Annotated in this window: 9 protein-coding genes and 1 riboswitch; of the genes, 5 read left to right on the forward strand and 4 right to left on the reverse strand. The window is 72.1% G+C overall.

Annotation, left to right across the window (positions count from 1 at the left end; all coding sequences use genetic code 11):
- Window positions 1-11 precede the first annotated feature (11 nt).
- Both IG54_RS0113845 and IG54_RS0113850 read right to left on the reverse strand, forming a co-directional pair.
- On the reverse strand, window positions 12-2,369 hold the full coding sequence (locus IG54_RS0113845; RefSeq protein ID WP_030782299.1) for a DUF5682 family protein: 2,358 nt from the start codon (window positions 2,367-2,369) through the stop codon (window positions 12-14).
- Window positions 2,366-3,562: an ATP-binding protein gene (locus IG54_RS0113850; protein ID WP_030782302.1), complete on the reverse strand. Its 1,197-nt coding sequence runs from the start codon at window positions 3,560-3,562 to the stop codon at window positions 2,366-2,368. The genes IG54_RS0113845 and IG54_RS0113850 overlap by 4 nt, the downstream gene beginning before the upstream one ends.
- Before the next feature lie 153 nt (window positions 3,563-3,715).
- Here IG54_RS0113850 and IG54_RS0113855 point away from each other — a divergent pair, with 153 nt between their 5' ends.
- Together IG54_RS0113855 and IG54_RS0113860 are read left to right on the forward strand one after the other, a co-directional pair.
- Window positions 3,716-5,062, forward strand: coding sequence for an SWIM zinc finger family protein (locus tag IG54_RS0113855; RefSeq protein WP_037897081.1), 1,347 nt, complete (start codon window positions 3,716-3,718; stop codon window positions 5,060-5,062).
- A gap of 65 nt (window positions 5,063-5,127) precedes the next feature.
- Window positions 5,128-6,795 (forward strand): DUF5691 domain-containing protein, encoded by a 1,668-nt coding sequence (locus IG54_RS0113860; protein WP_030782307.1) that lies wholly within the window; start codon window positions 5,128-5,130, stop codon window positions 6,793-6,795.
- A gap of 55 nt (window positions 6,796-6,850) precedes the next feature.
- Here the strand turns inward: IG54_RS0113860 and IG54_RS0113865 are convergent, their stop codons facing one another.
- Window positions 6,851-7,267 (reverse strand): cobalamin B12-binding domain-containing protein, encoded by a 417-nt coding sequence (locus tag IG54_RS0113865; protein ID WP_030782310.1) that lies wholly within the window; start codon window positions 7,265-7,267, stop codon window positions 6,851-6,853.
- Window positions 7,268-7,950: 683 nt separating this feature from the next.
- Between IG54_RS0113865 and IG54_RS0113870 the strand changes: the two genes are divergently transcribed.
- Together IG54_RS0113870 and IG54_RS0113875 are read left to right on the forward strand one after the other, a co-directional pair.
- Window positions 7,951-8,751 (forward strand): lipase family alpha/beta hydrolase, encoded by an 801-nt coding sequence (locus IG54_RS0113870; RefSeq protein WP_051819503.1) that lies wholly within the window; start codon window positions 7,951-7,953, stop codon window positions 8,749-8,751.
- A gap of 217 nt (window positions 8,752-8,968) precedes the next feature.
- The gene (locus IG54_RS0113875; protein WP_030782317.1) at window positions 8,969-10,498 is read left to right on the forward strand and encodes a M23 family metallopeptidase; all 1,530 of its coding nucleotides are present in this window, start codon (window positions 8,969-8,971) and stop codon (window positions 10,496-10,498) included.
- A 41-nt stretch (window positions 10,499-10,539) separates the two neighbouring features.
- Here IG54_RS0113875 and pcrA read toward each other — a convergent pair whose 3' ends face one another.
- The gene (gene pcrA / locus IG54_RS0113880; RefSeq protein WP_030782318.1) at window positions 10,540-13,029 is read right to left on the reverse strand and encodes a DNA helicase PcrA; all 2,490 of its coding nucleotides are present in this window, start codon (window positions 13,027-13,029) and stop codon (window positions 10,540-10,542) included.
- A 244-nt stretch (window positions 13,030-13,273) separates the two neighbouring features.
- A riboswitch (cyclic di-AMP (ydaO/yuaA leader) is annotated at window positions 13,274-13,430 on the forward strand.
- A 7-nt stretch (window positions 13,431-13,437) separates the two neighbouring features.
- Here pcrA and IG54_RS0113885 point away from each other — a divergent pair.
- The gene (locus IG54_RS0113885) at window positions 13,438-14,709 is read left to right on the forward strand and encodes a C40 family peptidase (protein ID WP_030782322.1); all 1,272 of its coding nucleotides are present in this window, start codon (window positions 13,438-13,440) and stop codon (window positions 14,707-14,709) included.
- Window positions 14,710-14,718 lie beyond the last annotated feature (9 nt).

Below are 14,718 nucleotides of genomic sequence, written 5' to 3' on the forward strand. Positions count from 1 at the left end.
CTCCATCCCCGTCACCCCACCGCCCCCACCAGCCCCTCCCTCCCCGCCGACGCCTCGCCGAGCAGCGCCCGCACCGTCGCCACGACCGCGTCCGCCCGCGCCGCGTCGATCTCCTCGGCGAAACCCGGGAGGCCATCCCCTCCCACGGCGGCCCCGCCTCCGGTCGGCCCGCGTCTCACCAGTTCCCCCAGCGTCCGCCGCACCCCCGGCTCGTACTCCGAGAACGTGCGGCGCAGCAACGGCAGTACGTCGATGAAGGCGTCGGCCGACACCCCGCTCAGCCATTCGTCCACCAGGCCGAGGAGCCGGTCGTCGTGGACGAGCAGCATTCCGCCGCCGGATCCGCCCCCGACGAACCCCTCGATCCAGGCGGCCCCCTCCGCCGGATCACTCCCCCGGGACAACGCGAGGCCCATGAGGCGGGCGGCTTCCTCGTCCTCCAACTCCCCGGCGTCCAGCAGCAGCCGCACACCACGCCCCCGCACGACCCCGGCGACGGCCTCCCGCCGCGCGAGCACGCGCAGCACCGAGACCCACCGGGCCCGCACCCCCTGGGAAACCGCCCCGCCGGAGCCCGCATCCGGCGTCAACTCCCCCAACATGCCCACCGCCTGGTGAACCGCGTCGACATGACCCCGCAACTCCAGAGCCGCCTCCGCGCCAAGCCCCGTACAGGCGGGCGGCAACCCGACGAAGAGCCGTTCGGCGAGACCGAGGGCCACCTCGCCGAGAGCGGCCGTGTCCGTCCCCCGCACATCGCCGTACCGCAGCGACCGCACCAGCGCGGGCAACGCCTGTGCGAGGTGCCCGACGTCCGCGTCCAGCGCGGCCCGGTCCGCGAGCACCCGCATCACCACGGGCAACGCGTCCGGCAACGCTGCCAGCAGGCACCGCTCGGCGAGGGCTGTGACGTCGGCGAGGCCCGCCGCGCCGACCGCGTCGGCCGTCGCCTTTCCGGTGGCCGCGCCCAGCACCGTGGTCCCCCACACCCCGGCCTCCGTGACCCGTACGGAAAGCTCCGGCTCCCACCGCAGCCGCCAGGTCTCCCGGAACGTCCCCGTGCTCCCCCGGGACCGCACAGGATCGCCCCAGCCGATGCCGAGGAGCCGCAGCCGGTGCAGCAGCGTGCTGCGGGCCGCGTCCGTCTCCTTGCGGAGGTCCAGCTCCAGCTCCCGCTCCAGGGCGTCCGGCTTCAGCCGCAGCTTGCGCTGGAGGCGGGTGAGATCGCGCTGGAGCGGCACCGCGGGGGCCGCGTCCGGGACCTCCCCCAGCACATCCCCGACGACGAGCTTGTCGTGCACGAGGGCGAGCGGTACGTCCGAGCCCTCGCACATCACCGCCCGCACCGCATCGGTCGTCTCGGTGAGTCCGGCCAGCGGCCGCCCCCGCATCGCGGCGAGCGTGTCGGCGAGCCGGACAGCCTCGATGACGTGCGCGGACGACACGAGCCGATCCTCCTCGCGCAGCAGCCGAGCGACCTTCGTCATCCAGCGCTCGACCGGCCGGTCCGGGGCACCGAACAGGTGGCCGTACCAGCCGGGGGACGAGACGCCCGCCCCGTACCCACTGGCGCGGGACAGTCGGCGGTTCGTCCACGGCACCCACGTCATCTCGGCCTTCACCTTGGGAAGACCCTTGAGCAGCGCCCGGTCGGCGGCCACGGCGACCTTGCGCCGCAGCGCGGGCACGTGCCAGGCCCCGCACACCACGGCCACCCGGTCGGGCCCGAACTCCTTCTGCGCGGCCCGCACGCGCAGCCGCATATGGGCTTCGCGCGCCAGGTCTCGGCCGTGCCCACCGTCCCCGTAGGTCTCGCGCAGCGCCCCCATTGCCTCGCCCAGCGCCTCGAACGGCGCGAACGCGTCACCGCCCCCCTCCCGGTGCTCGACGGCGTCCTCCCACCAGCGCTCGGGATCGTCGTACCCGGCGGTCTCGGCAAGCACGGCGAGCGGATCGATCCGCACGGCGTCCCCGTCCCCGGGGGCCGGTTCACCGCCTCCCTCTTCACCGCCTTCCTCAGCTCGTGCCAGCGAATTCGCCGCCGGCAGGTCGATGAAGCGGACCGGCACGCCGCGCCCGACGGCCCACTGGATGGCCACCCACTCCGGGGAGAACTCAGCGAGCGGCCAGAAAGCCGAGCGACCCGGCTCGTCCACGACGTGCGCGAGCAGCGCGACCGGCGGCCGCATGCCCTCGTCTGCCGCGAGGTGCACCAAGGAGTCGGCCTCCGGAGGCCCTTCGATGAGGACGGCCTCGGGCCGCCCCTCGTCGAGCGCGGCCCGCACCGCACGGGCCGACCCGGGCCCGTGGTGCCGCACCCCGAGCAGCAGCGTCCCCCCGGCCGCGCCGCCCGCCCGTGCCCCCGTCATGCGCTCACCTCCCGGCACGCGCGGTAGAAGTCCTTCCAGCCGTCACGCTCACGGACGACCGTCTCCAGGTACTCCTGCCAGATCACGCGGTCCGCCGCGGGGTCGCGCACGACCGCGCCGAGAATGCCGGCCGCGATGTCCCCGGCGCGCAGGACGCCGTCTCCGAAGTGGGCCGACAACGCCAGCCCGTTGGTGACGACGGAGATCGCCTCGGCCGTCGACAGCGTGCCGCTGGGTGACTTCACCTTCGTACGCCCGTCCGCCGTGACGCCGTCGCGCAACTCGCGGAAGACGGTGACGACACGGCGTATCTCGTCGATTCCCTCGGGTCCCGTGGGCAGGTCGAGGGAGCGGCCGATCTGGTCGACGCGGCGGGAGACGATGTCGACCTCGGCCTCGGCGCTCTCCGGCAGGGGCAGGACGACGGTGTTGAAGCGGCGGCGCAGGGCGCTCGACAGGTCGTTGACCCCGCGATCGCGGTCGTTGGCGGTGGCGATGAGGTTGAAGCCCCGCAGGGCCTGCACCTCCTGGCCCAACTCCGGGATGGGCAGGGTCTTCTCCGAGAGGATCGTGATCAACGTGTCCTGCACGTCGGCGGGGATGCGGGTCAGCTCCTCGACACGCGCCGTCATCCCCTCGGCCATCGCCCGCATGACGGGGCTGGGCACGAGCGCGTCGCGGCTCGGGCCGTGCGCGAGGAGCTGGGCGTAGTTCCACCCGTACCGGATCGCCTCCTCCGGTGTGCCCGCCGTGCCCTGCACGAGCAGCGTCGAGTCCCCGCTGACCGCGGCGGCCAGATGCTCCGACACCCAGGTCTTGGCGGTGCCGGGCACACCGAGCAGCAGCAGGGCCCGGTCGGTGGCGAGCGTGGTGACGGCGACCTCGACGATGCGGCGGGGTCCCACATACTTCGGGGTGATCACGGTGCCGTCGGGCAGCGTGCCGCCGAGCAGATACGTCGCCACCGCCCACGGCGAGAGCTTCCACCGCTGCGGCCTCGGCCGGTCGTCCTGCCCGGCGAGCGCGGCCAGTTCGGCGGCGAAGGCGTGCTCGGCGTGCGGCCGCAGCACCCCGGCCGGATCGGCGGTCGCGGACGGATTCCCGGTCCCGGCCGGATCGGTGGACGCGGACGGATTCGCGGCAGCGGCCCAATTCGCGGTCGCGGACGTCGTCGAGTCGACGGAAACGGTCATGGAGCGATCCCCCTCCAGCTCGTCCGGGCACGTCTGGCCCGGATGTGTCTCCACCGTGCACCACGCCACTGACAATCGACCCCCACGCGCCTCTGACCTGCACGGATATCCGGTGCCGGGTCGATTGTCAGTGGTGGGACCTACCTTCGAGACATGACTCAGCAGGGGGTGCGCTGGACGGCGGATCAGGTGCTGGCACTAGCGCCTGACGTCCCGTCACGCAAGGCGGGAAGCAAACTCGGCGTCGCAGGGCCGTGGTCGGAGGCGGGCAGTTCTGACGAGGGGACGGTGTGGGGGCTGTGCAAGGGCAGTGGCAGCAAGCCGTATCAGACGGTCGTGGACATCGCGGACACGGCGGGTCCGGCGTACAAGTGCAGTTGTCCGAGCCGCAAGTTCCCGTGCAAGCACGCGCTGGGGCTGCTGCTGATCTGGGCGGGCGGGGACGGCACGGTGCCGGACGGGGAGCCCCCTGGGTGGGCGGAGGAGTGGCTGGCGTCCCGCCGCGAAAGAGCGGAGAGCAAGCGGAGTCCGGCCGCGCGGCCCGCGGCCCCGGCGGACGCTGAGGCGGCGCGCAGGAGAGCGGAGAAGCGGGCCGAGCGGATCACGGCGGGGGCGATGGAGCTGGAGCAGCGCCTGTCCGACCTGCTGCGCGCCGGTACGGCGTCCGCCGAGCAGTCGGGGTACGGCCTGTGGGAGGAGACGGCGGCCCGCATGGTCGACGCGCAGGCGCCGGGACTGGCCGCGCGGGTCCGGGAGTTGGGGGCCATACCCTCCTCGGGGCCGGGCTGGCCGGTGCGCCTCCTGGAGGAGTGCGCCCTGTTGCACCTCCTCGACCAGGGCTGGCTCCACCGCGAGCAGTTGCCGCACGACCTGGCCGCCACGGTCCGCTCCCGCGTCGGCCTGCCCGCCCAGCCCCAGGATCCGCCACTGCGGGACCGGTGGCTGGTCCTCGCGCAGTACGACACGGCGGACAGCAAACTGACCACGCGCCGCATCTGGCTCCACGGCACGGACTCCGGGCGCACCGCGCTGCTCCTCTCGTACGGTGCCGCGGGCCGCGCCCCCGCGCTCGCCCTGCCGGTGGGCCTCGCACTCGACGCGGAGCTGACCGGATACGCGGGCGCGCGGCAGCTGCGAGCCGACCTGGGTGAACAGTTCGCGACCCCGGCGCCCACCGCGGAGCGGCCACCGGGCGTACGGACGGACGAGGCCACCGCCCTGTACGGCGAGGCGCTGCGTGACGACCCGTGGCTGGAGTCCTGGCCGGTGACGCTCGCGGAGGTCATACCGGCCCAGGCCGAAGGCGGATGGCAATTGGCCGACGCGGACGGGGTCCTGGCGCTCCCCATCGCGTCCTCCGCCCCCGCTCAGGGCCTCTGGCGGCTGATCGCCCTGTCCGGAGGCGGACCGCTGACGGTATTCGGGGAGTGCGGCCACCGCGGCTTCACCCCCTTGGCGGCCTGGCCCCAGGGCGCGGGAGAGACGGTGCCGCTGTGCTGACGAACAAACACGAGAACAACCGCAAGAGCACGCACGAGAACGAGCGCGACCGCGAGGAGGAACAGATGCCCGTCCCCCCGGCGAAAGCCGCGCTTCCGCCTCCCTCCCGAGGGAAGCCGCGCACCCCGCACCCCCCATGGGAGGAGCTGGTCACCTCGGCCCTGCTCGGCACCGACCGCCGCGCGCTGCCGCCCGCCCTCCACACCCCCGGCAAGGAGGCACCGGTCGCGCTCCTGGACGAGGCAGCGGTGCAGACGGTCCGCCGCAGGGCGGGACTGCGCCCGGCACCGGCCGCCGCGCCGCCCGAGCCGGCGTTGCCGGATCCCAGACCGCCCCTGCCGCCCGCGGCCCGGCGCAGACTCGCCACGCTCCTCACCGACCATCCCGGCACCGGCAGCGGCGGCAGACGCGGCGCGGCCCCGGACCTGATGGAACTCCTCCCCCAGTGGCTGGCCCTGGCCAACGCCCGGGGGTACGGAGCACCACCCGAGCTGCTTCCCGCCCTCCTCGACGCGGCTCGCGGCCGCACGGACCTGCGCCCCCAGGCGCTCACGTTCGCGGGCCCCAGAGCCCTGTGGCTGGCCCGGCTCAACCCGGACTGGAAGTTCGCCCTCCGCGCCACCCCGGGCAGCGGTCTGGCACTGCCCTCCGCGGACGACACACCCGAGGTCCAACGACTCTGGGAAGAGGGCCTCTTCGCGGAGCGGGTGGCCCTGCTCGCCGCCCTCCGCGCGCACGACGCCGGCGCCGCCCGGCGGCTGCTCACCACGACCTGGCAGACGGAACGGGCCGAGGACCGCCTGATGTTCCTCGACTCGCTCCGCACCGGCCTGTCGGCCGCGGACGAGCCGTTCCTGGAGCAGGCGCTCACCGACCGCAGCCGCAACGTCCGCTCCACGGCGGCGGAGCTGCTCTCCGCGCTCCCCGAATCGGCGCTGGCCGGGCGGATGGCGTCCAGGGCGGCTTCCTGCGTGGCCGTGGACCACGTGTCGAGCACGCCGACCCTCACGGTCGAGGCGCCGCACGAGTGCGACGTGGCCATGGAGCGGGACGGCGTCACCCCCAAGCCCCCCGCCGGTCGGGGTGAACGGTCCTGGTGGCTGGGCCAGTTGGTGGAAGCGGCACCGCTCGCCACCTGGAGCACGCGACTCGGCCATCGCACCCCGGCGGAGATAGTGGCCCTCCCCGTGGCCGACGACTGGCGTGGCGAGCTGCACGCCGCGTGGTGCCGTGCGGCCGTACGGCAGCGGGACGCGACCTGGTCAAGGGCCCTGCTCGGCATGCCCGCGGCCCCGGACGCCGCGGGCCCGGGGGCCGTGTCGCTCGCCGAGCGCGCGAAGCTCCTCGCCGCGCTGCCCGCCGCGGAGCGGGCGGACTGGGTCGCCGGATTCATAGCCTCGCACGGCCTGTCCGAGTCGTTCCAGCTCCTGGGCGTATGCGCGGTCCCCTGGACCGAACCACTGGGCCGGGCGGTCGTGGACGCGCTGAACATCGCGCGGGACGCGGGCAGTTACCCCTGGAGCTTCAGCGGGGTCATGGGCCTCGCGGAACGCTGCCTCGACCCCGCGGAAGCGGTCCGCCTGGAGACGCTCACCGCGATACCCGACGAACCGGAGGACGCGTCACCGGGAGCGGGGAGCTACTGGTCGGAGGCGTTCCAACGCCTGGTCACGACCCTGCGCCTCCGCGCGGCGATACGCGACGAACTCCCGCCGCCGACTCCTGGAGCGTGACCGCGCGTCCCGCCCGCGAGGCCGCCGAAGCACCCGCCAGAGGCGCCCCGCCCGATCAGGCCCCGGCACGCTCCTGCACGTTCGCCCGCACCCACTCCACGATCGAAGTCGTGGTCGCCCCGGGCGTGAAGATCTCCGCGACGCCCTTCTCCTTCAGCGGCGCGATGTCCGCCTCCGGGATGATGCCGCCGCCGAACACCAGGATGTCCTGCGCTTCCCGCTCCTTCAAAAGCTCGAGCACCCGCGCGAACAGCGTGTTGTGCGCCCCGGACAGGATGGAGAGGCCGATCGCGTCGGCGTCCTCCTGGATCGCGGTGTCCACCACCTGCTCGGGCGTCTGGTGCAGCCCGGTGTAGATGACCTCCATACCGGCGTCACGCAGCGCCCGCGCGATCACCTTGGCCCCGCGATCGTGCCCGTCGAGCCCCGGCTTGGCGACCACCACGCGGATCGGCCCGGCTGCCACACCCATCACTGCCTCCATGTACCGATATCCGTACCGACATCCATCTGTCCAAGCATCTGCCCAGGCACAGATACCCCGCACCGCACGGGCGGGGGAAGTGAACGAACGTTATCTCCAGCATCGCGCAAGCGGCAGTTTCGCGGTGGAGAGGGAGGGGGAAATCACACGTTGGGACACGTTCGCTGCGCGCCGTCCACCACTCAGGGGTTCGCGCCCCGCATCCGGACCAGGCGCGAGGGGAGCCGCAACGAGATCGCCGGACCACCACACCGGCGCCCGCCAGGGCGTGGTGGTCCGATGCATCGGCGACGCAACGGGGGCATGGGGCCACCGCACCGCGGTGGCGTGGAACGCCGTCGCACAGCCGACTCCTTTCTCACGACTCCCCCTAGGGCACACGGGGGACGGAGCTGTCCTCCCGTGCGCCGATCGGGAGGTCGACGATGCCGGAGCCAGTCACAGGAGCCCACCCCTTTCGCACCCTCACCCTTCCGCGGCCGAGACTGCCAAGGCTGCCGGGACTCCCCGGCCGGTCGGCACCGCACGCGCCGGCCGCGCTCCCCGCACTACGCGCCGCACTCCCCACGCTCCCATTACCCCCCACACTCCCCCTGCTGTCGTCACTCCCCTCACTCCTCTCGCTGTCGTCACTCCCCTCACTCCCCTCCCTGCCCGCGCTCTCCGCGAAGATGGCGGGCCGCCTCTCCCTGGCCCTCCTGAAAGCGACCGCGCTGGAAGTGGCGATCCTCGCGGGCCATCTCCTCCTCTACCCCTCGGGCATCGCCCAGGAGCGCAGGACGACCCCTGTCCAGCCACCCCCCGACGCGCCGCGCCTCCCCCCGGACAGCAGGCCGCCGACCCTTCTCCTGCACGGCTTCATAGACAACCGCTCGGTCTTCGTCCTGCTCCGCCGCACCCTGTCCCAGCACGACGGACGCCGCGTGGAGTCCCTCAACTACTCCCCGCTGACCTGCGACATCCGTACCGCCGCCGAGCTTCTCGGCCGCCACGTCGAAGAGCTGTGCGAGCGCACGGGCCACCATCGGGTGGACATCGTCGGGCACAGCCTGGGCGGCCTGATCGCCCGCTATTACGCCCAGCGCCTCGGCGGTGACGTACGCGTACGCACGCTGGTCACGCTGGGCACACCGCACGGGGGCACCCGCGTCGCGCCGCTCGCGGACGCGCACCCGATCGTGCGGCAGATGCGTCCGGGCTCCGCCGTGATCGAGGAGCTGAAGGAACCCGCACCGGACTGCCGGACACAGTTCGTGAGTTTCTGGAGCGACCTGGACCAGATCATGGTCCCGCTGGAGACGGCGTGCGTGGACCACCCCGACCTGATCGCGCAGAACGTCCGCGTAACCGGAATCGGCCACCTCGCGCTCCCCGTGCACCCGGCGGTCGCGAACGGCATACGCCAGGCCCTCGACCTGGCCCATCCAGGGGCCGACGCCAAGGAAGCCCCGGACGGGCTCACGGTCGCCTGACCGCAGCGGAACACCGGACCGGGGGCCCACTCGGCGAGCCCCCGGTATCGAACGTAGCTCGAACGCAGGGCCAAGCCTGTGCCCGCAGTCCTCCGAAAGACGGCCGAATGCCCGTTTCCTGAGACCATGAAACCTGCCGAAGATTGTCGCGCCCGCGTACCGCCGGGTACAGTCGCCGCACTGCTCCGCCCTTGCTGCCGAGGCGAAAGAGAAGTTGGTGAACGACCGTCACCCGTCGGGGAGCTCGACTCCCCAGTCCTCGGCACCCGGCGCCGACTACCCCCTCAACGCGACGTACGACCAGCGAAGCGCCCAGCCCGGCGGTTACGGCTACGACACCTACTCCACCGGCGGTTTCGACACCGGCAGCATCAGCACCGGAAGCTTCGACACCGGTACCTTCGCCACCGATCCCCTCTTCGGCGACATGCCCGGCACCGAGTACGACACGGGCCAGTGGGCGACCACGACGAGCACCCAGCAGCAGACGACCACGTACGACGCGCAGCAGCACGCCGCCGCCTACGACACCGGCGGCTACGACACCACCTCCGTCTGGTCGGCCGGTGGCTATCAGCAGCTCGCCGACATCCCGTCGCAGCCGGGCCCCGACAGTACGGGCCAGTGGGACACCGGCTCCTGGGACCAGGGCCCGGCGACCGGTCAATGGCAGACGCAGACCTTCGACACGGGCGCGTACGACGCCACGGTGTGGAACTCCGCCGGCGAGACACACGAGCAGCACGAGTCACCCGAAGCACGCGAGTCTCACGAGTCGCACGAAACTTCGCAGCCGTACGAGCTGACCGAGCAGTACGAGATCTCCGCCGAGGCGCCGTTCGACAGCGAGGCCCCGTTCGACAGCGAGAGCCTGTACGACGGCGAGGCCGAGGACCCGTACGACACCGACGTCCCCTACGCGAGCGCGGAGCCCGAGTCCGTCTCGGGGATTTTGGCCCCCGGCCCCCGTACCGCCCGCGGCAAGAGCGGCGGATCCGGTGCGGGCCGGTCCAGGGCCCGGCGCCGTACCCCCGCCAAGCGCTCCGCCCTCCTCACCGTCGCCGTGCCGTCGGCCTGCGTGATGGGCGTCGCCGGGGTGGCGGCCGCGTCCGTGGGCAGCTTCGGCGGGGACGGCGAGAAGGAGACGACGGCCTCCGCACCGGACGCCACGTCCGTGAAACCCTCCACCGCCAACAGCAAGCTGGACACCCAGCTGGCCAACCTCTCCGCGGACGCGGGCGACTTCGCGGACCGCGCGAGCCGCACGCAGGAACGTATCGACCTGAAGGCCGAAAAGGTCGCCGCCCAGAAGAAGGCGGCCGCGGAGGCGGCGCGCAAGGAGCGGCTGCGCCCCAAGTTCGCGCTGCCGGTGAAGCAGCACGGTCTGAGCGCGCAGTACGGCCAGGCCGGCGTCAACTGGATGTCGGCGCACTCCGGCATCGACTTCCCCGTCTCGTACGGCACGGAAGTCTTCGCCGCGACCGACGGCACCGTGACCACGAAGTGGAACAGCGCCTACGGCAACATGGCGATCGTGACCGCCAAGGACGGCACGGAGACGTGGTACTGCCACCTCTCCTCGCACAAGATCTCCAGCGGTCCCGTGAAGGCGGGCGAGACCATCGCCTACTCCGGGAACTCCGGCAACTCCACCGGACCGCACCTGCACTTCGAGGTGCGCCCCAGCGGCGGCTCGGCGATCGACCCGCTGCCGTGGCTGCGCAGCCACGGCCTCGACCCGACGTAACTCCGCCGCCCCCGGCGCGGCTCCGGGCGCCGCCCGGAGCGTTACAGCTTCTCGACCGGCGCGTACCTCAGCAGGAGCCGCTTCGGCTTGGGCTCGCCGAAGTCCACCGTCGCCTCGGCGTTCGCCCCCGTGCCCTTCACCCCGACCACGGTCCCGAGGCCGAACTGGTCGTGCGTGACCCGGTCCCCCACCGCCAGCGAGACCACCGGCTTCTCCGAGGCGCGGCGCGTGGCGAAGCCCTGCGCGCCACCCGTGCGCGAACGCGACGACGACAGCGACGAGGCGATGCCCGCGGCGGGACCGGACGAGGCGGGGGCGCCGACGGAGCCCTTCCGCTTCCAGTCCAGATGGGTATCCGGAATCTCTTCGAGGAAGCGTGAGGGCGGGTTGTACGAGGGCTGGCCCCAGGCGCTGCGCATCGAGGACCGGGTGAGGTAGAGCCGCTCACGCGCGCGCGTGATGCCCACATAGGCGAGGCGGCGCTCCTCCTCCAGCTCCTTGACCTGGCCGAGGGAGCGCATGTGCGGGAAGACGCCGTCCTCCATGCCGGTCAGGAACACCACGGGGAATTCGAGGCCCTTGGCGGTGTGCAGCGTCATGAGAGTGATGACTCCGGAGCCGTCGTCCTCCTCATCCGGAATCTGGTCGGAGTCGGCGACGAGCGCGACGCGCTCCAGGAAGTCGGAGAGGGTGCCGGCCGGGGCGGGCCCCTCGTCGCCCTCCGCCTGCGCCGCCTGGGCCTGGGCGTACTCCTGCTCGAACTCCAGTGCCACGGCGGCGAGTTCCTGGAGGTTCTCGATGCGGGTCTCGTCCTGCGGGTCGGTGGAGGCCTGCAACTCGGCGAGGTAGCCGGTCCGTTCGAGGACGGCCTCCAGGACGACGGCCGGGCCCGCGCCGGACTCGACGACGGTGCGCAGCTCTTCCATGAGCGTGTTGAACCGCTTGACGGCGTTGGTGGAGCGGGCCGCCATGCCGTACGCCTCGTCGACGCGGCGCAGCGCTTGCGGGAAGGAGATCTTCTCGCGCTGCGAGAGCGCGTCGATCATCGCCTCGGCGCGGTCGCCGATGCCCCTCTTGGGGACGTTGAGGATGCGCCGCAGCGGCACCGCGTCCTCGGGGTTGGCGAGAACGCGCAGGTAGGCCAGCACATCGCGGACCTCCTTCCGCTCGTAGAAGCGGACGCCGCCGACGACCTTGTAGGGCAGGCCGACGCGGATGAAGATCTCTTCGAAGACGCGGGACTGGGCGTTCGTACGGTAGAAGATCGCGACGTCGCCGGCCTTCGCGTCGCCCGCGTCCGTGAGGCGGTCGATCTCGTCGGCGACGAACTGCGCCTCGTCGTGCTCGGTGTCGGCCACGTACCCGGTGATACGGGCGCCCGCGCCCTGGTTGGTCCACAGGTTCTTCGGGCGGCGGCTTTCGTTCCGCTCGATGACCGCGTTCGCGGCGGTCAGGATCGTCTGCGTGGAGCGGTAGTTCTGCTCCAGGAGGATCGTGGTCGCGTCGGTGTAGTCCTCCTCGAACTGGAGGATGTTGCGGATGGTGGCGCCGCGGAAGGCGTAGATCGACTGGTCCGCGTCACCCACCACGCACAGCTCCGCGGGGTCGTCGCCCTCGCCTCCGGAGGGGCCGACCAGCTCGCGCACCAGGGCGTACTGGGCGTGGTTCGTGTCCTGGTACTCGTCGACCATGACGTGCCGGAAGCGGCGGCGGTAGTGCTCGGCGACGTCCGGGAAGGCGCGCAGGAGGTGGACCGTCGTCATGATCAGGTCGTCGAAGTCCAGCGCGTTCGCCTCGCGCAGGCGGGACTGGTACATGGCGTAGGCCTCGGCGAGGGTCTTCTCAAAACCGTCGGCGGCCTGGGCGGCGAAGTCCTCCTCGTCGATCAGCTCGTTCTTCAGGTTCGAGATCTTGGCGCTGAAGGACTTCGGGGGGAACTTCTTCGGGTCGAGGTCCAGGTCGCGGCAGACCAGGGCCATCAGCCGCTTGGAGTCCGCGGCGTCGTAGATCGAGAAGGAGGACGTGAAGCCCAGCTTCTTGTACTCGCGGCGCAGGATGCGCACGCAGGCGCTGTGGAAGGTCGAGACCCACATCGCGTTGGCCCGGGGGCCGACGAGCTGCTCGACGCGCTCCTTCATCTCGCCCGCGGCCTTGTTCGTGAACGTGATCGCGAGGATCTGGCCGGGGTGGACACCGCGCTCGGCGAGGAGGTACGCGATGCGGTGGGTCAGTACGCGGGTCTTGCCGGAGCCGGCGCCGGCGACGATGAGCAGCGGGGAGCCCGCGTGCACGACGGCCGCGCGCTGGTTCTCGTTCAGCCCCTCCAGGAGCGTGGCCGGGTCGATGACCGGGCGCGGGGCTCCGTCGCGGTAGTGCGAGTCCCGGGTCATGGGCACGTCGAACTTCCCGCTGAACAAGTCGTCCGGAACCGGTTCCGGAGCGCTGTCCTCGGGCGGCGGCGGGGGTTCTTCGTCCGCGGCCCCGGAAGGCCGCATGTCCGCCAGGAAGCTGTCATCAAAGAGGCTGCTCATCGCCTCCCGAGTCTAGGCGGCCCCACTGACAACCCGCCCCGGGTTCCGGCCACCCCGGGGCTGTTCACGCCGCGGCCGCGCCCGGTCACGCTCCGCCACTCCGCTGCGGGCCTACGCCCTGACGCTCGTAGAGTCACGAAAATGTATCGGTCATATCGAACATCATCCTTCACACGTGCCTCACAAGTTGGTTAGCGTGCTCCGCGGGCCGCACGTCCCCCCACCGGCGAACCCCGCCGGGAACGGGTGGCCCCCGCCGAGTCCGACGTGTTCGGAACCGGGGACCCACCGAAAACTTGGGGTGAATCGGTCCCGTACTTCGTACGGGACCGTAGGGCAACCTTCCGGACCACCCGCCCGAACCCGACAGCTAACCCGGTAGGCGGTGTACGGAAGGAGTCGCCTCCCTTGGCGTCGCACCGCAAGCCGCGGGGCCGGTCAGCCGGCATACGCACCACCCCCGCCGTCGGTATCACCACGGCCGCCCTCACGTCCGTGGCGCTCCTGTCGCAGAGCGCGCAGGCAGCACCCTCCGCGCCGACAGCGCCCTCCGCGCCGGTGGAACCCAGCCTCGACGAGGTGAAGAAGAAGGTCGACGACCTCTACCGCCAGGCGGGCGTGGCCACGCAGAGGTACAACTCGGCCAAGGAGAAGACCGAGAAGCAGCGCAAGAAGGTCGACCGTCTGCTCGACGGCGTGGCCAGGCGCGCGGACAGGCTGAACGAGGCGCGCCAGGAGCTGGGCTCCTTCGCCGCCGCGCAGTACCGCACCGGCACCGCGTCCGAGACCGCCACGATGATGCTCGCCAACGACCCTCAGGGCTACTTCGACCAGAACCACCTGGCGGACCGGCTGACCTCGCGGCAGAAGAAGGCCGTCGACGAGTACCGGGCGGAGCAGGCGACGGCGACGAAGCAGCGTACGAAGGCGGCGAAGAGCCTCAAGACGCTGAGCGAGTCCCGGGACGACCTCAGGGCGAGCAAGCGGGCCGTCCAGAGGAAGCTGGGTGAGGCGCGCGGACTGCTGTCGCGGCTGACCGCCGAGGAGAGGGCGCGGCTCGCCGCGATCGAGCGGAGGAAGGAGCGGGAGGCCAAGCGCAAGGCCGAGGATCTGGCCCGCGAGCAGGCCGCGGAGGCGGAGCGCAAGCGCAAGGCGGAAGAGGCGGCGCAGAGGGAGCGGGAGCAGGAGCGGGGAGGGGGCCAGGGCTCCTCCGGGCCGGACACCGGCTCGGGTTCGGGTGCCGGGTCCGGCTCGGGTTCGGGTGCCGGGTCCGGCTCGGGCTCCGGTTCCGGTACTGGTACTGGTTCCGGCAGCGCGGAGGGCGGCTACGCCACGAAGGCCGCGAAGGTCATCGGCTTCGCCGAGGCCCAGATCGGCAAGCCGTACGTCTGGGGCGCCACGGGACCCGACTCCTACGACTGCTCCGGGCTCACCCAGGACGCCTGGAAGGCCGCGGGGATCTCCCTGCCGCGCACCACGTGGGACCAGGTGAAGGTCGGCACCACCGTGAAGACCGCCGATGCCGCCCCCGGCGACCTGGTCTTCTTCTACGACGACATCAGCCACGTGGGGATCTACATCGGCGACGGCAAGATGATCCACGCCCCGAAGCCGGGCGCCAACGTACGCGTCGAGTCGATCTACTCCATGCCGCTCCACAGCGTGGTGCGCCCGGCGTAACCACGAGAA

This window comes from Streptomyces sp. NRRL S-920 (assembly GCF_000717945.1).
Taxonomy (GTDB): domain Bacteria; phylum Actinomycetota; class Actinomycetes; order Streptomycetales; family Streptomycetaceae; genus Streptomyces; species Streptomyces alboniger.